General features: G+C 58.4%; 19 protein-coding genes. 10 read left to right on the top strand and 9 right to left on the bottom strand.

The genetic code is table 11. The annotated features are described in order from the left end of the window. Positions 1-37: 37 nt before the first annotated feature. Together G482_RS18535 and G482_RS0112165 are read left to right on the top strand one after the other, a co-directional pair. Positions 38-304, top strand: coding sequence for a Rho-binding antiterminator (locus G482_RS18535; protein ID WP_051258978.1), 267 nt, complete (start codon positions 38-40; stop codon positions 302-304). An 11-nt stretch (positions 305-315) separates the two neighbouring features. Beyond that, complete coding sequence (locus G482_RS0112165) at positions 316-1,134, top strand: dienelactone hydrolase family protein (protein ID WP_034619543.1); 819 nt, start codon at positions 316-318, stop codon at positions 1,132-1,134. Here G482_RS0112165 and G482_RS18530 read toward each other — a convergent pair. Further along, complete coding sequence (locus G482_RS18530) at positions 1,115-1,966, bottom strand: LysR family transcriptional regulator (RefSeq protein WP_051258977.1); 852 nt, start codon at positions 1,964-1,966, stop codon at positions 1,115-1,117. The genes G482_RS0112165 and G482_RS18530 overlap by 20 nt on opposite strands. Before the next feature lie 119 nt (positions 1,967-2,085). Between G482_RS18530 and G482_RS0112155 the strand changes: the two genes are divergently transcribed. Continuing rightward, a complete protein-coding gene (locus G482_RS0112155; RefSeq protein ID WP_028450256.1) occupies positions 2,086-2,808 on the top strand; it encodes an SDR family oxidoreductase in 723 nt (240 codons plus the stop codon). 14 nt (positions 2,809-2,822) lie between these two features. Here the strand turns inward: G482_RS0112155 and G482_RS19695 are convergent, their stop codons facing one another. From G482_RS19695 to ftsY, 6 genes are all read right to left on the bottom strand, one after another. After that, a complete protein-coding gene (locus G482_RS19695; RefSeq protein WP_028450255.1) occupies positions 2,823-6,746 on the bottom strand; it encodes an ATP-binding protein in 3,924 nt (1,307 codons plus the stop codon). A gap of 3 nt (positions 6,747-6,749) precedes the next feature. Further along, positions 6,750-8,288, bottom strand: coding sequence for an ATP-binding response regulator (locus tag G482_RS0112145; RefSeq protein ID WP_028450254.1), 1,539 nt, complete (start codon positions 8,286-8,288; stop codon positions 6,750-6,752). A gap of 141 nt (positions 8,289-8,429) precedes the next feature. Beyond that, complete coding sequence (gene ftsX / locus G482_RS0112140) at positions 8,430-9,332, bottom strand: permease-like cell division protein FtsX (RefSeq protein ID WP_028450253.1); 903 nt, start codon at positions 9,330-9,332, stop codon at positions 8,430-8,432. A gap of 10 nt (positions 9,333-9,342) precedes the next feature. Then, entirely contained in the window at positions 9,343-9,996 is a 654-nt protein-coding gene (gene ftsE / locus G482_RS0112135) for a cell division ATP-binding protein FtsE (RefSeq protein WP_028450252.1), read from the bottom strand. Next, positions 9,974-10,558 carry a GNAT family N-acetyltransferase gene (locus G482_RS19690; protein ID WP_051258976.1) on the bottom strand — a complete coding sequence of 195 codons (585 nt, stop codon included), beginning with the start codon at positions 10,556-10,558 and terminating at the stop codon, positions 9,974-9,976. The genes ftsE and G482_RS19690 overlap by 23 nt, the downstream gene beginning before the upstream one ends. A 30-nt stretch (positions 10,559-10,588) precedes the next feature. Beyond that, a complete protein-coding gene (ftsY, locus tag G482_RS0112125; RefSeq protein WP_028450251.1) occupies positions 10,589-11,821 on the bottom strand; it encodes a signal recognition particle-docking protein FtsY in 1,233 nt (410 codons plus the stop codon). A 69-nt stretch (positions 11,822-11,890) separates the two neighbouring features. Between ftsY and rsmD the strand changes: the two genes are divergently transcribed. From rsmD to G482_RS0112110, 3 genes are all read left to right on the top strand, one after another. Further along, entirely contained in the window at positions 11,891-12,472 is a 582-nt protein-coding gene (rsmD, locus tag G482_RS0112120; RefSeq protein ID WP_028450250.1) for a 16S rRNA (guanine(966)-N(2))-methyltransferase RsmD, read from the top strand. Between the two features lie 79 nt (positions 12,473-12,551). After that, positions 12,552-12,803, top strand: coding sequence for a YfhL family 4Fe-4S dicluster ferredoxin (locus tag G482_RS0112115; protein WP_028450249.1), 252 nt, complete (start codon positions 12,552-12,554; stop codon positions 12,801-12,803). 139 nt (positions 12,804-12,942) lie between these two features. Continuing rightward, the gene (locus G482_RS0112110; RefSeq protein ID WP_028450248.1) at positions 12,943-14,010 is read left to right on the top strand and encodes a tetratricopeptide repeat protein; all 1,068 of its coding nucleotides are present in this window, start codon (positions 12,943-12,945) and stop codon (positions 14,008-14,010) included. A gap of 88 nt (positions 14,011-14,098) precedes the next feature. Here the strand turns inward: G482_RS0112110 and G482_RS0112105 are convergent, their stop codons facing one another. After that, on the bottom strand, positions 14,099-14,851 hold the full coding sequence (locus tag G482_RS0112105) for a DedA family protein (RefSeq protein ID WP_028450247.1): 753 nt from the start codon (positions 14,849-14,851) through the stop codon (positions 14,099-14,101). Positions 14,852-15,044: 193 nt separating this feature from the next. Here G482_RS0112105 and G482_RS0112100 point away from each other — a divergent pair, with 193 nt between their 5' ends. The 4 genes from G482_RS0112100 to G482_RS0112085 all read left to right on the top strand — a co-directional run bounded on the left by G482_RS0112100 (position 15,045) and on the right by G482_RS0112085 (position 17,937). Further along, a complete protein-coding gene (locus G482_RS0112100) occupies positions 15,045-15,989 on the top strand; it encodes a sodium-dependent bicarbonate transport family permease (protein WP_028450246.1) in 945 nt (314 codons plus the stop codon). A 9-nt stretch (positions 15,990-15,998) separates the two neighbouring features. Beyond that, a complete protein-coding gene (locus G482_RS0112095) occupies positions 15,999-16,301 on the top strand; it encodes a P-II family nitrogen regulator (RefSeq protein WP_028450245.1) in 303 nt (100 codons plus the stop codon). A 324-nt stretch (positions 16,302-16,625) separates the two neighbouring features. Beyond that, complete coding sequence (gene rpoH, locus G482_RS0112090) at positions 16,626-17,483, top strand: RNA polymerase sigma factor RpoH (RefSeq protein WP_028450244.1); 858 nt, start codon at positions 16,626-16,628, stop codon at positions 17,481-17,483. Positions 17,484-17,628: 145 nt separating this feature from the next. Next, positions 17,629-17,937 carry a hypothetical protein gene (locus G482_RS0112085; protein WP_028450243.1) on the top strand — a complete coding sequence of 103 codons (309 nt, stop codon included), beginning with the start codon at positions 17,629-17,631 and terminating at the stop codon, positions 17,935-17,937. A gap of 7 nt (positions 17,938-17,944) precedes the next feature. Here the strand turns inward: G482_RS0112085 and G482_RS20340 are convergent, their stop codons facing one another. After that, entirely contained in the window at positions 17,945-18,115 is a 171-nt protein-coding gene (locus G482_RS20340; protein ID WP_156905397.1) for a protein MIGRI, read from the bottom strand. Positions 18,116-18,445 lie beyond the last annotated feature (330 nt).

Raw genomic sequence — 18,445 nt, 5'->3', positions numbered from 1 at the left:
TTTGTTTATCTGCGTATGAAAAAATACTGAGGCTGCAATGAGCGCACCTGCCACTTATACCCCGATTGCTTGTGCCGCCTACGATTATCTGGAGATCGCCGCGATGCACCGCGAGCCGGTGCAACTGGTGCTCCACGATGGCACGTGCCTGCAGGCCGTAGCCTGCGATGTGCGGGTGCGTGCACAGATTGAGTATTTTGTCGTTGAATGTGCTGGTGCTGTGCAAGAGATCCGGCTTGATCAGTTGGTGTCGATCGAGTCGCTGGCGCAGCCCCCACGCTTTGCCTTAATCCAAATCCGCTAACAAGGAAGATGATGACCACCGAAACTCGCCGTGATTTTCTCAAAGCATCTGTGGCCAGCGGCTTTGCGCTGGCCGTGCAGCCCGTGGCTGCGACCACGCTGCAAACCGATAGCACAGGCCTAACAGCAGGCATGGTGCAGATTGGCCCGCTGCCCGCCTATCGGGCGATGCCCGCGGCGGCCACTGGCCCCTTGCCGACTGTGCTGGTGATTCAGGAAATCTTTGGTGTGCACGAGCATATTCAGGATTTATGCCGCCGGCTAGCCAAGCAGGGCTATCTGGCGATCGCGCCGGAGCTCTTTTACCGCTATGGCGATGCGCGGCAGTATGCCGATGTGGATAGCTTGATTCGCGAGCTGGTAAGCAAAGTGCCCGATGCCGAAGTGCTGGCCGATTTGGATGCCACCGCCGCCTGGGCCGCCAGCCAAGGTGGTGATCCGCAGCGCTTGGCGGTAACGGGGTATTGCTGGGGCGGGCGCATTACATGGCTGTATGCAGCACATACCCCCAAGGTAAAAGCCGGTGTGGCTTGGTATGGTCGCTTGGTGGGGCCAACGAATCCGAATACGCCGCGCCAGCCCATTGATGTGGCCAGCCAGCTAAAAGCGCCAGTGCTGGGCCTGTACGCCGGGCAGGATAAAGGCATTTCGCTTGAGAGCGTGGCGCAAATGCAGGCGGCGCTCAAAGCGCAAAAGCAATCGTTTGCCTTCCAGATTTACGATACGGCCGCGCATGGTTTTAACGCCGACTATCGCCCAAGCTACAACGCCGCCGCGGCGCAAGATGCGTGGGCAGCGATGCTGGCGTGGTTTAAGCGCTTCGGGGTGTAGCCATAAAGACGGGGGCTGCGCTGAGCGCGGCCACCGCTTGATTAAGAATCGGCTGCTCCAGCAGAGCGGCGCGGTAGCACAAACCATAGCGGATGCTGGGCAGTGTTTGCGCGAGCGTCACTGGCTGTACGGCATAATCGGCGGCGAGGCTGGCGGGCACCAGCGCCCAGCCTTGGCCCGCCTCGACCAGCTGCAAGACCAGTGGTAGGGTATTGGCCCGATGATTCGTCTGCATCGCCACCGTATCCACCCCCAGCAACGCCAATAGCTGCTGCTGGCTCGGCGCATCCGGGCATAAAATCCAGTCGTCCAGTGCGATATCGTGCAGCTGCTGGATCGGCTTATCTTGTGGCCAATCGCGGGGCGCGACCACACACAGCGGGTCATCCAGCAGCGGTAGAAATAACTCATCCTCGCAGCGCTCCGCCTCGGCTGCGAGCCGCACATCGCCGGCGCAGCCAGCCTGTAATTGCCACTGCACTGCTGGCAATGCGCCAGCCAACACCGCTAGCCAATAATTCACCGCCTGCCGGGGTACATCGGCCGCCACGCCCAGCGCCAGCGGCTGGCAATGATGTTGGGCGGTGAATTGCTGACGAATGCCGGCCAGTTGCGCCAGCAGGCGCTGCGCTTGCGGATACAGTAGCCGTGCCGCTTCGGTGACCGCTACGCCGCGCGGCTCGCGGATAAACAACGGCGTCGCCAGATCGTCTTCCAGCTGGCGAATGGTGACCGACAAAGTAGGCTGGGTGATAAACAGCCGCTGGGCAGCCAGCGTGATATTGCGCTCTTCAAACACCGCCAGAAAGGCCTTGAGGTGACGGGTATCCATAGATTAAACCGATGGCAGCCAGCGATATTTCCCATTTTACGCCGCTTATGGCCGGGGAATACACTCTCTTTCATCGCAAGCCATTGTTAATGGCGATTACAGAACCAAAGGATACCATCATGCAAAAGAAACTAGTCATTATCACCGGTGCCAGCTCAGGGATCGGCGCTGAATTAGCCCGCCAAGTGGCGGCCTTGGGTCACCCCATGCTGCTGTTGGCTCGCCGCATTGACCGGTTACAAGCGCTGAATCTGCCTAATACCCTGTGCCGCAGTGTGGATGTCTGCGATGGCGCCGCGGTACAGGCCGCGGTGGCCGAAGCCGAGGCGTTGTATGGCCCCGCTGATTTGCTGGTGAATAACGCCGGAGTGATGTTGCTGGGCAAAATGGCCGAGCAAGCGCCGGGCGAATGGCAGCGTATGCTGGATGTGAACATCGGCGGCGTATTGAATGGCATTCACAGTGTCTTGCCCGGCATGGTAGCGCGCCAGCATGGCACCATTATCAATATCAGCTCGATCGCTGGGCGCAAAACTTTCCCTAACCATGCAGCCTATTGCGGCACCAAGTTTGCGGTGCATGCACTGAGCGAAAATCTGCGCGAAGAAGTGGCCGAGCACAATGTGCGGGTGATTACCATTGCCCCGGGCGCGGTGGAAACCGAGCTGTTAAGCCACACCACCGATGCGCAAATCAAGGCTGGCTACGAAGACTGGAAAACCGCGATGGGCGGGGTTTTGGCCGCCAGCGAGGTAGCGCAAGCGGTGTTGTATGCCTATCAGGCGCCGCAGTCAGTGTGTATTCGCGAAATCGTGCTGGCCGCCACGCGCCAGCCCGCGTAAACCACACGGCGGGTTTAGGCTGGGCTGGCCAGGGTTTGGGCTACCCAGTCTGCCAGTGGCGCAAAATCATAGTCATCCAGCGCCGCTTGCAGTGCGGCCAGCTCGGCCCTTGGGTAATGCGCCGCGATACTCGGGCGCAAGCGGGCAAAGGCGGCGCTAGCACGGCGATCATTGCTTTCGAGCCAAAGCTGCAGTATTTCCAGCTCATTCAGTAGCTCGGCCGGGCTGATTAGCGGGGCGGTGGCCTCGGTGGAGGTGGTTGGCGCCGGTAGCTTGGCCTGAATTTCGGCGCAGGCGCTGCTTAGCGCCTTGGCCAATTCAGCCAGTAGCGCCTCAGTGGCGGCAGGCTGCGGGGCGGCGGGAGCGCAGGCGTTTTCCAGCTCGGCCGCCAGAGTGGGAATACGCTGTAGCCCCAGATTGCCGGTGACGCCTTTCAGCGTGTGCGCTAGCCGCTGCGCACTGGCCCAATCGGCGCTGGCGATGTGGGTGGCGAGCGTGGCCGCAGCCTGTTGATAGTTACGAGCGAAATCGCCCAGCAGGCGGTTGAGGGTGTCGGCCTTGTTGGCTAGCCGGCCCAGCGCCTGCGGGTAGTCGAGGCATTGCCATTGGTTGGTTTCAGGGGTATTGCTCTGTGGGTCATAATTTTCAATATCTACAGCAGTATACCTAAGGTATTTGCTCAGCGTTTGGGCCAGCTGCTGCGGGTCAATCGGTTTGCTGAGGTAATCATTCATGCCGGCAGCGCGCACCGCGACCTGATCCTCGGCGCTGGTGTTGGCGGTCATGGCAATAATCGGCAGCGTGGCCAGTGCCGGCAATCGGCGAATGGCGCGCGTGGCGGCATAGCCATCCAGCCGCGGCATTTGAATATCCATCAAGACCAAGGCATGGGCCGCAGGCGCCGCGCTCAGTTGCTCTAGCGCCGCCTGGCCATCACCGGCCTCGCAGGCTTGCAGGCCCAGCTCGGCCAATAATTCGCAGGCAATTTGCTGATTGATGGCATTGTCTTCTACCACCAGCACACTGGCGGGGGCAAAGCGCAGCGTAGGGGCGCTTGGCGTAATGGGTTGGGCTTCGCCTCGCCAAGCTGCGGGCAAGTAGGGCGCCGCAATAGCGCGCGCATTCAGCGCTTGCCACGTAGGCCAATCTTCGGCGGCCGGCTCGCCCAGCAGCCATAGCTCGGCCGCGGGCTGCGCCGCTCGCAGCTGGCGGGCGATGGCTAGCAGGCTGGTCGCTGGCGCAAACAGCATATCCAGCAAATAGCAATCACTCGGCCCAAGCGGGCTGTCGTCGATGATTTGCTGAAACGTCGTTGCCGGGCTGTAGCGCTGGGCCAGCTGCGCGAGCCCCGTATGCCGGCTTAATAGAGTGACATGGCCGCGCGTGGGTGGCTGAATGGGCGTGGCGGCGGCGCTGGCGCTGAGCCGCACCTTAAAACGAAATACACTGCCTTGCTCGGGGGTACTTTCGACGCTGATCTCGCCCGCCATCAGCTGCACCAGTCGCTGCGCAATACTCAGCCCCAAGCCGGTGCCGCCAAATTGGCGGGTGGTTGAACTATCGGCCTGTGTGAAGGGCTGAAACAGCCGCGCCAGTTGCTCGGGCTGCATGCCCACGCCGGTATCGCGAACAGCGGCGCTGAGCCAGCAAGCATCCCCTTCCTGAATGGCCTGCAAGTGCAGGCTCACTTCGCCATGGGCGGTAAATTTGATCGCGTTATTGAGTAGATTGATCAGCACTTGCCCCAGCCGCAGCGGATCGCCTTGCCACTGCTCCGGCAGTGTGGGGGACAGATCAAACCAATAGTGCAGTCCTTTTTCTTGCGCCCGCCCCGCCGTGACCGTCGCAACTTGGGCGAGCACGTCGCTTAACGAAAAGGGGATCTGCTCTAAAGTGAGCCGATCGGCTTCGATCTTCGAGAAGTCGAGCAGGTCATTAATCAGGCTGAGCAACACCTGGCCGGCATGACTGATTTTGTTTAGGTAATCGTGCTGGCGCGGATTGTCGCTGTGTTTCGCGGCCAGATGCGCCAGACCCAGTACGGCATTCAGTGGAGTGCGGATCTCATGGCTGATATTGGCCAGAAAGCGAGATTTGGCTTCGGTAGCGGCTTCGGCTGTGTGGCGGGCTTGCTCCAGCGCGGCGGCTTGCTGTACCGCGCGGGTGATATCCATAAAAAAGCCATTCCAGTAATCTTGCCCATCGGCGCCACGCGCCGGCACACCCACGGTGCGAATGTGATGCAGCTCGCCCGCCAGCTGCACGGTATGTTGCACATCTGCGGTTCGCCGCTCGGCAATGGCGGCGCGGATTTCGCTGCGCGCCTGCTGCATCTCTGCCAGCGGCACATGCCGCCAGCGCTGCGCCGGATCTGCGTAGATTTCCTGCAGACTCACGCCAAATAGCTCGGCGGTTTTGGCGCTGAGGAAGGTAAATTCGCCAGCTTCCCCTTGTTGGCGATATTGAAAGACCGCCAGCGGCAGGGTGTTGGATAAATCCACAATCTGCTGTCGCGCCAATTCGGCGGCTTGTTTGGCATTGGCCAGCGCCGTTTGCTGCGCCAGCTGTTCGCTGATGTCGCGCGAGGTGACGAGCACGCTTTGCACCTGCCCGTGCGCATTCAGCTCGGGCGTGAGCATCCATTCACGCCAATGCTCGGCCAGGCCATAAGCAAAGCTGCGGCGCAGTGGTTGCGCCAGCTGGCTCACACTGGCAATCGCGGCTTCACGCTCGGCCGCTTCGCTGGCGCTAAAGCCCAAATCGGCCAGCCGACAGCTACTGACCTCGCGCGCAGGCTGCCGCAATTGCCGAAACAGCGCCGGGCTGGCATACAGCAGCCGGCCATCGGGGGTAAAGCGCATGATCACATCCGAGGCATTTTCGGCCAGGGTGCGAAACGCGGTTTCCCGCTCCTGCAATTGCCGCGCGGCGGCGGCTTGCTCGTCCTGATGACGCTGTTGCAGCGCCCGCCAGCGCTGGCGGGCATACAGCAGCAGGCTCGCCACCAAGACCAGAATGCTAGCCAGGCTCGCTAACGGTAGCCAATGCCACCAGGGCGAGAGCTGGCTGCGATCTTGTAGCACCATTACTTTCCAGGTTCCGCGCGGGTCGGGCCAGCTAAGTTGGGATTCCGCCACCAGATAGCGCATGCCACCCAGCCGCAGCACGCCCGCACCCGCTGGCGCCCAATCCAGAAGGCTGGGCGGGGTATTGCCCAGTAAGGCGTCAAATTGATGCAGCTGGCGCAAAGCCAGTAAATCATCGGCGGCGAGCGGCTTTAGCCACTGAAATAAATCCCCGGGTTGGCTGCTGCCAAAAATCAGCCCATCGGGCGATAGTAGCCAGGCACGCGAGCCGTGCTTGCGCAGCAGCCCATCAATAAAGTCACCGCCCATTTTGATGACCAGCACGCCTTGCGGATAGTGTGGCACTTGCGGCAACCACACCGGGGCAGCGAAGTAGAGGCCGCGCTCATGCGAATGAATACCAATGGCCGGATAAATATGCGCTTCACCGCGCATGGCTTGCTGCCAGTACGGGCGCTGCCCCAGCTGTTCGCCCAGCAGCAGCTGGCGGTTTTGGTTATCGGTGTAGGCCAGTACCTGGCCGGTGCCGCTTAGCAGGTAGGTGCTCTCGGCGCCAAATTGCCGCAACACATGCTGGCTATCTTCGACTAGGCGCGCCGTGGCGCTCGCCTCGCCAAGTAGGCTGCCGCGCACACTGGCCGAGGTGCGCCCCATCAGCTGGGCTGCACCCAAAACGCGCCCTTCGCTGGTATTGGAGCGAATCTCTAACGCCAGATCATGCGCCAACAATTGTAAATGGGTTTGCTGAGCTGCCTGCTGTTGTGCCGCTTGCCACTGCACTGTAACCCAGCCCGCGAGCCCCGCGAGCAGTAGGCTCAATAGCCACCAGCGCCAAGCAAAGCGGGCCTGCATGGCTTAGTCTGCCTGCCGCGGTAGACGCAGCGTGAGGGTGGTGCCGGTGTCATCGTCGGTTTGCATCTCTAGGCTGCCATGCTGGGCCTCGGCATACAGCCGGGCGGTGTAGGTGCCGATGCCATTACCCTTGGCTTTGCCCGCGGTGACATATTTCTCGAAAAAACGCTGGCGGATCGCCATGGGCACCGCGCCCTGATTGTGAATGGCCAGCTGAATGTCTTTCTGACCCACGGTGGCCGAGCAATGAATCTGGCTGCCTTCGGGGGCGGCCTCGGCGGCGTTTTTCAGTAGATTGGACAGAATCCCCAGGCTTAGGCCAGTATTGCCCAGCACATTTAAAGGCTGCTCACCCAGGCCGGTGAGATCCATGCTGATTTTGCCGGCAAAGGCGAGCTCAACCTCGGCGGCCACGCGGCGCACCTGCTCGCCCAGCTCGAATACCTCGGCATCGAGCAGGTAGCTGCCGGTTTCCATCCGTAATAAATCGAGGGTGCGGTCAATTTGCTCTAGCGCGGCATGCGTGGCATTGGTGGCCAGCCGTACCAATTTTTGCTGGCTACTGGTGAGGCCATCGGTGAGTAATTGCTCGGTGGCTTGCAGTACCGCGCTCAGCGGGCTTTTCAGATCGTGTTTATTGAGCTGTTCTACTTCCTCGCGTAAGCGGGCGTCTTCTTCCAGGCGCGCTGATTGCAGCTGCAGATTGCTCACCGCTTTGGCTAGACGTAGCTGGGTGCGCACGCGTGCGCGCAAGATGGTGGGGTGAAAAGGCTTGACCACATAATCAACTGCGCCCATTTCCAGCCCCTTGGCAACATCATCTGGCTGATCTTTGGCGGTCATAAAGATAATCGGAATCTGGCGGGTGGCTGGGTCGGCCTGCAGTGCCTGACACACGGCATAGCCATCAGGCTCGGGCATCATCACATCGAGCAGAATCAAATCGGGCGGGGTGGCGCTGCGGGCGAGCTCCAGGGCTTTGTTTCCGCTTAAGGCCACTTGCAGCTGGTAATCATCTTCCAGCACCGTGGCGGCGGCTTCGATATTGTCTTTGGCGTCATCCACAATCAGGATGCTGGCGCGGCGGGTTTCCTGCTCGAGATTGAGTTCGCCAATCAGGGGGCGGCGGCTGGCGGGTTGAGGGCGAGCCGGCGCCGAGCGTTTGCCCAGCAGCATGCGGTGCATGCGGTTGGCAAAATGTTGGGTGGTAAAGGGTTTGATCAGGTAATCGGTAACGCCGTTTTCCAGCGCGGCCTCAATGCTGCTGCGCGTGGCATTGGCGGTGATCAGCATAAACGGGATATGCGCGGTGCCCGGCTGATTGCGAACCCATTGCAGCAGCTCCAGCCCGTCCATGCCGGGCATATTCCAGTCGCTGATGATGCAGTTGATGGGCTGCTTTTTGAGGATCTGCAGCGCCTCGCGGCCGCTACTGGCTTGCTCAATGCCGGTAAAACCCTGCTCTGACAGAATGCTTTTTAGGGTTTGCCGGAAGGTGGTTTGATCATCAACGATCAGCACATTTTCTTTGCGGAGCGCCACGCGGTTGCCTCATCCAAACAATCATATTCCTGCTTGGATTATGCGTGGCACGGCAAGCCCTTGCCAAACAAAACGCCCCATTCACCAGCGCCTGTTGTAAAGCGCGGTGGGATGGGGCGCACGATTAGGCTCTACGTGGCTTTAACGGTACTGACGCAGATGGCGCCACACCGCCAGCAAGGCGCCGAGCAGGCACAACGTAGCGACAATGCCGCAGACTGCGGCAATAGTCAGCAGATCAGGTGTTTGCAGTGCAAATTGCTGGCCATACGACTGCGCCAGTGCATTAATGGCCGGATTCAGATGCCCGATCACGCCCCAAACAATGCCGGTGGCCACCAGCCCGCCCAGAATACCCTGCAGCAGCGCGCTGTGGATAAAAGGGCGGCGGATAAAGGCATCGGTGGCGCCGATCAGTTTCGCCACTTCGATTTCGTCTTTGCGGGTCAGGATCTGCATGCGGATCGCATTGCCGGTAATCAGCACCAAGGCTGCACCGAGCATGCCGGCAACAACTTCAAATACGTTCGCCCCCAGCTGGGTAATGCGCGCCAAGCGGCGCGCCCATTCGGCATCCAGCTGTACTTCTTCCACGCCAGTGTGGCCGCTGAGCTCTTTTTGCAATGCTTCCAGCGCGGCCGGATCAACGCTTTTCGGTTGCAGTACAAAGGCATCGGGCAAGGGGTTGTCTACCAGCCCAGCCAGCAAATCGGCATTGCCAAAGCTGCCTTGCAAGCTTTTGAGTGCTTCATCTTTCGGCGTGAACGTGAGCTTAGCGATGCGCGGGTCGGCTTTGAGTTGCTGCTGCAGGGCGCTCACCTGCGCGGGCTCGGCGCTGGGCGCCATAAAGATCGAAATCTGTGGCTCGATGCTGATATGTTGGCTGATCTGCCCAACGCTATTCACGATCAGCCACAGCGCGAGTGGGAAAGCGGCGGTGATGCCAATCACCAGCAGATTAAGCAGGCTGCCGATGGGCTGGCGCACCAGCGCCCCGATCGAGCGAGTAAAAGCTTGTAGGTGAGAGCGGAACCAGGCTGTCATTGTGTGCCCCTCAAGCGGTAAATTGGCCGTTTTTCAGGCGCAGAATGCGGCGGCCATAGTCGGCCATCAGGCTTTCATCGTGGGCCGAGATCACCAATGTGACGCCCACCTGATGGAAGGATTTGAACAGCTCCAGAATATCGTGCGCGTAATCGCGATCGAGATTGGCGGTGGGCTCATCGGCCAGCAAAATCGACGGACGATGCACAACCGCGCGGGCAATACACAGGCGCTGCTGCTCGCCACCCGAGAGCGAAATCGGGTTGAGTTTTTCTTTGCCGGCGAGGCCGACTTTATCCAGCGCGGCTAATACGCGGCGGCGGCCTTCCTGATGATCAAAGCCGATGATATCCAGCGGCAGGCGCACATTATCAAAGACGCTGCGGTCGTACAGGATTTTGTGATCCTGAAAAATCAGGCCGATATGCCGGCGCACAAAAGGCAGCGAGGCGCGGCTCATCCGCGCCAGATTTTGCCCATTCAGCAAAACCGCCCCGGCGGTGGGCTTTTCGATGCCGGCCATTAATTTGAGCAACGTCGATTTACCCGCACCAGAGTGGCCGGCCAGAAACACCAGCTCGCCGCTGGGGATTTCGAAGCTCAGATTCTTGATGGCATCAAAACCACCCGGATAGCTTTTGCTAACTTGCTGAAACTGAATCATACAAATCCTCAATAAAACTGGGGTCAGCTCGACTGCTATCCCAATGTCCATCTAGATGATAAAACATCAGCTCAACGCCTGCGCCCTCACGACCCTCGCCAAAATACTGCCCCTTAGGCTGAAACCCCAGCTTTTCCAATACGCGGCCACTACGAGGGTTGCTGACTAAATGCTCGGCATAAAAATACTGTGGGGCTTGTGCTTGTCGGCAGTAAGCGATGGTGGTCTGAGCGGCTTCAGTGGCGTAACCTTGCCCCCAGAATGCCTGGCCAAACCAATAACCTAATTCGGTGTGTTGCGGTTGGTAGACCAGCCCGACACACCCAATCAAGTTGCCGCTGCCACGTAAAGTGACAGCAAAGACATCTTCAACCCGATCCCGGCTGGCTTGCGCTTGCCAGGCGAGAAACTCTTGCGCCATTGTTAAATCATAAGGATGCGGAACGCGGCGGGTATTGCCCGCAACCGCCCATTCTCCCGCAAGTTCAGCAATATACGGGGCATCCGTATCTTGCAGTGGCCGCAGTGTCAGCCGGGCGGTGGTGAGGGTGGGCAGTTGCATGCGCGGGCGTTTTAAGCTGGGCTGAAACGGCTATTCAAACAGCGCGTCGATGTAGTCTTTGGCCACAAACGGGCGCAGATCATCAATACCTTCACCCACGCCAATAAAGCGCAGCGGTACTGGGCGGTTTTTGGCAATGGCGGCGATCACGCCGCCTTTGGCCGTGCCATCCAGCTTGGTGAGCACCAGCCCAGTCAGGCCCAGCGCATCATCAAAAGCCTTGGTTTGCGCCAGCGCATTCTGGCCGGTGTTGGCATCAAGCACCAACAGCACTTCATGCGGGCCAGTCGGCTCGGCTTTTTGCACCACGCGTTTTACTTTTTTGATTTCTTCCATCAGGTGCAGTTGGGTGGGCAGGCGGCCGGCGGTATCGACAATCACCACATCAATGCCGCGCGCTTTAGCGGCGTTAACCGCGTCAAAGGCCACGGCGGCGGCGTCGCCCGATTCTTGGGCAATCACATGCACGCCATTGCGCTCACCCCACACCACCAGCTGTTCGCGTGCGGCAGCGCGGAATGTATCACCAGCGGCCAGCAGTACCGATTTGCCTTGGCTTTGGAAATACTTGGCCAGCTTGCCGATTGAGGTGGTTTTGCCGGCGCCATTCACGCCCGCCACCATCAAGATAAACGGCTTGTGCCCGCTGACATCCAGCGGGATTTGCAGCGGCTGGATCAACTCGGTGAGGCTGTCTTTCAGCGCGCCTTTGAGCTCGGCCGCGTCTTTCAGGCCCTTGAGCGACACGCGATCGCGCACATCATTCAGCAAATGCTGGGTGGCATCGACGCCCATATCGGCCGTGAGTAAGACGGTTTCCAGCTCGTCATACAGATCGTCATCGATCTTGCCGCCGCCAAACACGCTGGCCAGGCTTTTACCCAGTTTATCGCGGGTTTTCGCCAGACCTAGCTTCAGGCGCTCGGTCCACGAGAGCTTGGGTTTTTCTTGCGGCTGCGCTACTGGTGCCAGTTGAGCAGGGTCGCTCTCGATGTATGTGTCTGCAGTTTGTGTAGTAGCTGCTTCTACAGGCGATACCTCGGCAGGGTATTCTGGGGCTGCGCTGGGCGCCGGCGCCGCCGGCTCGGCGTGCTCGACGGCGGCATGGGGCAAGGGCTCGCTGGCGGCTGCTGGCGGGCTAATCGGCTCGGCTGCGCTCGGGTTCAGCGCCGGACTGGCCGCCGCGGGCGTGGTGGTGTCCGGGGCCGGTGAAGTCGTTACCGGGGTGTCGGCCGGCTTCTTTTTACGAAAAAAACTAAACATGGTGTTGGCTTGATTCCTGCAAATCGCGGAAAATACGAATCTATTTGCGAGATTTTAACTGGAGCAGCCGTGTCCGCACAGCACAAAAATCAGGTGCGTATTATTGGCGGCCAATACCGGCGCCGTATCCTGAAGTTTCCCGATTCACTGGGCCTGCGCCCCACCCCCGACCGCGTGCGCGAAACGCTGTTCAACTGGCTGGGGCAAGACCTCACGGGTTGGCACTGCTTGGATCTGTTTGCCGGCAGCGGCGGGCTAGGTTTTGAAGCCGCCAGCCGCCATGCCAAACAAGTGGTGATGGTCGAAATGGCCCGGCCGGTGTATCAGGCCTTGCAGTCCAGCCAGCAAACGCTGGGTGCGCGCGAGATTCAGCTGTTGAACGCCGATGCGCAGCGTTTTTTAAGCCAGAATCGGCAAGCGTTTGATCTGGTGTTTCTTGATCCACCCTTTGCCAGCACCTTGCTGGCCGATACATTGGCGCTGTTGCCGCCCCATCTGAGCGAGCGGGCGCGGGTGTATATTGAATGCGAAACGCTGCCCGATCTAAGCGGCTGGGAGATCTTGCGCGAAGGCAAAGCCGGCACGGTGCGGTATGCTTTACTCTGCCGTGCGGCGGCTGGGGATGCAGAAAACAGCACTGAATCTGCATAGGAAAGTTGTTCTTCCCGCATGAAAGTGGGAGAATTCCGCATATCTAGTTTTTCGATTGTTTTGTTAAGGATTATCTGTCATGGCTCTGATGATTACGGACGAGTGCATCAACTGCGATGTATGCGAACCAGAATGCCCCAATAGCGCGATTTCTCAAGGCGAAGAAATCTATGTGATCGATCCGAACCTGTGTACCGAGTGCGTGGGTCACTATGATGAGCCACAGTGCCAGCAAGTTTGCCCAGTAGACTGTATCCCGCTCAATCCGGAACACAAAGAAAGCAAAGAAGAGCTGATGCAAAAGTACATGATCATCTCTGGTCAAGCCTGATTGAGCGCCCTATGCAGCTGACAAGCGGGCTTTATGCCCGCTTTTTTGTCGCCTTATAATTCAGTAAGCACTAATATTTTAATAAAAAAGCAGTAAGGCGGGGAGATCGTGCGTCAGTCTCACCCGTGAGGAGGCAGCAATGGGTCACTACAATGTCCGCAATCAGGTCATCGAACTATTAGATATCGCACAAACGCTGGTGCATTCCAGCCCGGCGCAAGCCGTTGAATTGGCCAATCAGGCCGCCGACCGGGCGCAAGCCCTGGGCTATGGGGAGTTAGAAGCCCAAGCTTGGCTCACCCGCTTGCAAGCCTACCGCGCCCAGCCGCGCACCACTCTCGATCAAATCGAAGTCACCGCCCTGCAGGCGATTGATCTTACCCGTGCCGCCGGGCAAACCGCAGGCTGGGTCGAGGCGATGAACTGCTACAGCGACATCATGTATGGCATTGGCCAATATGATGTGGCCATGAGCTACTGGCTGCAGCTCTTAGAGGCCGGGATCGATCAAGATTTACCGCTGGCGCGAGCCTATGGCTATATCGGCGTCGGCAAGCTTTTTTGGACTTTTGAAGACCCGACCTCCAGCCTGCAATACACCGATAAAGCCAGCGAAGCTTTGCAGGCGGTGGCGCTGATCAATCCGAAAGTCTGTTTGTTGATCAATCAGGCCTCGTATTGCTATCAACATCGCGATTACCCGGGCGCGCATGACTATCTGGATCAGGCCGAAGCCTTGTTGCAGGATGTGGCCTTTTGCGAGTACGAGCCGGAAATCTACTACTACCGCGGCTATTTGCTGCGTGCGGCGGGCGATTTGCGCGGGGCGCAAGAGCAATTCAAACGCGCGCTGCTGCTCAATGCCCACAGTAGTAATTTCTGGGGCAAATCAGTCACTATGATTGGCTTGGGTGAGGTCTCGCTGGATCTGCATGAGCCGCATAAAGCGATGTACTTTATGCAGCAGGCGTTAGAGATCGCCAGTGCCACCCCGAATTCCTACCGCTATCTCGTGATGCAAGCGCATCATGGGCTGGCGCGCTGCTATCAGGCGCTGGGGCAAACCGAGCGCGAATTCCGCCACTGGACTTTGCATTTCGATTTGGCTGATGAGCTACTCAATCAGGTGATGAACAAACGCCTGGCCGCATTCAAGCGCAACTCGCTGCAGCTGCGGGTGCATGAGCTGGAGCAGTTGGTGGCCTAAGCGCAAGCGGGTGCGTTTTTGATTTGATAAAGGGGTATTTTATTGTGGGCCATATAAACCATGGCTCGCAGGAAAATACCCCTTGTTGTTAGCTCATTACTGCCCACAGCCGCGCGCCGTAGGGGCCGGCCTGCGGGTGAGTGAGCAGCAGCCAGCCTAAGCCGATCACCGCCAAGCCGCTACTCGGCGTGCCCCAGCGCAGGTGGCGGGGCAGCGCTTGCCAGCGGCCGTGCTGCCAAAGCTGCAGCCCGCTTTGCCAGTTCAGCCAAATGGCCAGCGCCACGGCGCACAAAGCTGCCGTGAGGAGCGCTGGAAAGCCCAGTACCCCTTGTTCGGCCAGCCCAACACTGGCGCCCGCCAGAATCCCCGGCAATAGAAATGCAGGTGTCCACAGCAGGCAGGCCACCACGCACGCCGGGGCAAAGCGTCGACGCGGCATGGCTAGCATGCCGGCCACCAGCGGCAGCACTGGGCGGGTGGGTCCGATAAAGCGTCCGGCAAAAATCCCCACCGGGCCATGTTGGCGCAACACCATTTTGGCCTGCACCAGCAGCTTGCGCTGCTGTTGCAAGATCGGTAGCCGCTGCAGCCACTGCCGGTGGCGATAGCCCAACCAGTACGACACCCCGTCGCCAATCAGGGCGGCCACGAAACCCACCGCGCAGGCGGCCCAGAAATCCATTTTGCCCTGACCGATCATCGCGCCCATGGCCAGCATTAGCACCGTGCCTGGGATCAGCAGACCTAGAATGGCGGTGGACTCGGCCAACACCAGTACAAAAAGTAAAACCAAGGCGTAATCTTGGGCCTGTTGCAGCAGTAGGGTTAGCCAATCGCTCATCGGGTGGTCTGCAGTAGAAAAATCGCAACTTGGAGAGCGCAGGCTGGGAAAGGTTCCATGCGGCATTCATTTGGCATGAAATGTATTTTTACTACGTAGCTTCAAACAAAACCACATTGTTTTTAGGCGTTTTTTCTTGGGGTGAAATGTAGTAAATTCGCACCCATATCTAAAAAAGGTGAAATAAATCTACATGCAGATGGATCCGGTAGTGCTCTTTTTCCTGCTCGGCCTGTTGGCCGGCTTGGCGAAGTCCGATTTAAAGCTGCCCAGCGCGCTGTACGACACCTTGTCGGTGTTTCTACTGCTGGCCATCGGGATTAAAGGCGGGCTGGAGCTCGCAAAACAGCCCTTTTTGCAAGTGCTGCCGCAGGCTTTGCTGGTGCTGGCGATGGGGTTTGTGATTCCGCTCTTGGTGTACCCGGTATTGCGGCTGAAATTTAGTCAGGTGGATGCCGCCAGTATGTCGGCCCATTATGGCTCGGTATCGGTGGTGACCTATGCCGTGGGCGTGGCCTATCTCTCGCGGCTGGGGGTGAGTCACGAATCACAAACCACGCTGTTTCTGGTCTTGCTGGAAATGCCGGCGCTGATCGTTGGGGTGATTCTGGCGCGGCAGGGTGCGAATCAGGCCGGTAAAGGTAGTGGCCACGGCTGGGGTAAATTGCTGCATGAAGTACTGCTGGGCAAGAGCATTGTGCTGCTGATGGGCGGCTTGCTGATTGGCCTTTTGGCTGGCCCAGAAGGCATTAAGCCGCTGGATCGGCTGTATCTGGATTTATTCAAGCCCGTGCTGACCTTGTTCTTGCTTGAGATGGGCCTGGTGGTGGCAGGGAAATTTGGCGCGCTGCGCCAGCAAGGCTGGTTTATCCTGCTGGCGGGGATTGGCTTGCCGCTGTGCCTGAGCTGGATCGGCATTGGCGTGGGGCATTTGCTGGGCTTGTCGGTGGGCGGCGTAACCCTGCTGGCGCTGTTGGCCGCATCGGCCAGTTATATTGCCGCGCCAGCCGCCATGCGGATGGCCGTGCCGCAGGCCAACCCGGCGCTGTCGCTGGGCGCGGCGCTGGGGATTACCTTTCCATTTAATTTATTGATCGGCGTTCCGCTCTATTACCAATTTGCCCATTGGGTAGCCTAAGGAGTCATGATGCAGTTTCATTCCAAATCCATGCTGACCATCGTGACCGAAGCGCTGCTGGAAAATGATCTGGTTGAATTATTCGAGGCGCGCAAAATTCGCGGCTGGACCATCGTAGCGGCCCGCGGCAAGGGCGCTCACGGCGAAAAGCGCGGCAGCTTTGATGCTAACGAAAATATCCAGATCGAGCTGATCGCCAGTACCGCCACGGCCGAAGCTTTGGCCGAGGAAATCCAGCTGGAATACGGCCAGCACTATGCGCTGGTGCAGTGGCTGTCTGAGGTGCGCGTGCTGCGCGCGGATAAGTTCTAAATTGGCCCTGGGGTATTTCCTTCTAGCTCTTTTATTTAAAGGCTTGTAGAGCAATGCCCTGTGCTTAGTTGTTCGGACTTGCTGCGCTCGGGTTGCTTCAGTGAGCTGTGGGCTGGACGCTAGCGCAATGAGCCCATGACCGTTAGGCTTAATTCCCGCCCCAGCCATCCCGATTGGCGCAAGCTATCAATCAGATAGTAATAATTACCGTGCATGCTAAGCGGGCATGTGATTGAATCAGTGAACTTCTTGCACCATTAGCACTCCCATGGTATGAGTGCTAATATTGCAGTAAGCGAATGAATTTCATCAGGAGATCTAACCATGAGCACAGCCCTGGCGCTACCGACTCTAGCGGTCGGCGATAGTATCGAGCGCTATGTTCAGCGTGTTAACGCATTTCCGATGCTCACGCCGGAAGAAGAATACGATCTGGCTAGCCGCCATCAAGAGCAAAATGACCTCGAGGCCGCCCGCCAGCTCGTGCTCTCGCACTTGCGCGTGGTGGTATCGATTGCCCGCGGTTATAGCGGTTATGGCCTGCCGCAAGCCGATCTGATTCAGGAAGGCAATATTGGCTTGATGAAAGCCGTGAAACGCTTCGAGCCCAGCCGTGGCGTGCGCCTGTACTCTTTTGCCGTGCACTGGATCAAAGCCGAGATTCACGAATACATCTTGCGCAACTGGCGTCTGGTGCGGGTAGCGACCACGAAAGCCCAGCGCAAATTGTTTTTTAATCTGCGCTCGATGAAAAGCAGCTTTGCCGCGCTAACGCACAAGCAAGCGCAGGAAATCGCTGACGATTTGGGTGTGAAGCCCGAAGAAGTGCTTGAGATGGAAACCCGCATGAGCGGGCAAGATGTCGCGCTGGTCGCCGATGAAGGCGATGACGAAGGTTTTGCGCCGATCGACTGGCTGGCCGATCATCACAGCGAGCCGACTGCGGTGCTGGCGCGCCAGCATATGGATTGCCTGCAATCGACCGGCATTAGCGCCGCACTGGATACCCTGGATGAGCGTAGCCGCCGGATTATCGAGGCGCGCTGGCTCACCGATGAGGGCGAATCCTCTACGCTGCATGATTTGGCGGCTGAATTTAAAGTCTCGGCCGAGCGAATTCGCCAGATTGAAGCCAAAGCGCTGCAAAAAATGAAGCAGGCTTTGTTGCCCGCAACGGTATAAACCGCATTTGAATCGATTGGCCGTCCGGCCGATGGTGTAACTAGGGAGCCCGCGGGCTCCCTTTGTTTTGTAAGCTTCATCACTTCAAGAAAATGCGTATTTTGCCGATAATTGGCTAAGTGCTTGAATTGATTTGATAATTTACATGAAGCTAACCTCTGCCTATGTGCGAAATCGCTTTTTCTCTGACATGTCAGTTAAGAAGTATGCCGATTTGCATCCTCATGACCAGCCATTGCCCCCCGATGATTTAAGCGGCGCAGCGGTGGGCGAGCTGTTGCCCAGTTCCGGTGGTTGGAACGGCATTGAGCGGCGTGCCGGCGAGCGCCGGCAGATTGAGCGCCGCCAACAGCGTGGCGCAACTCCGCTCGATACCCGCACCGAAGAGCGGCGGCGGCAGGGGCGGCGGCTTACCGATCGTCCGCAATGGGCCTTTATACCCTGTAAAATCTGACTCCGGCTTAGTGCGACCAGAAGTGCCAGCCCAGCCCGAGGGTGGCAGCCACTAACAGCACGATGGCACTGGTGCGGGCGGTGTGCCGAATGGCCGCGCGGTTGGGGCGGACGAAGTGACGCCACACCATTAGCACAATTAAACCGAGCAGCAAGAGCGAGAAAAGGCGACCGTTCATCGGGGAAAGTGCGTCCAAAATGTAAGAATAAGGGAAAACGAGGCGGTTTTTGGTAAGCTTGGTCAGAAGACAGGAACTTACTTAAAGTAATACTTTAACTTTTGAATGTTTCTTATTGATTTGATATGAAATGATTTTTTCTAAAAATTAAGTCTAAATCATTGTATCAAAACAGAAAAACGCCCGACGCAACTTGTGTCGGGTTTTTTTTTCCTCTATAGTGGGGCGCAGTGGGAGAAAGTGGGTAAAAGTGCATTTTTCGGGCAGAAAACGCACGCTTAGTCACTCCGAGTGGTGATCAATTCCGGGCACATTGCGCAAGGCTATTTG

The organism is Chitinibacter tainanensis DSM 15459 (assembly GCF_000429785.1).
Lineage (GTDB): Bacteria > Pseudomonadota > Gammaproteobacteria > Burkholderiales > Chitinibacteraceae > Chitinibacter > Chitinibacter tainanensis.
The sequence above is the reverse complement of the archived record's forward strand: the minus strand, read 5'-3'. Positions and strand labels throughout refer to the sequence as shown.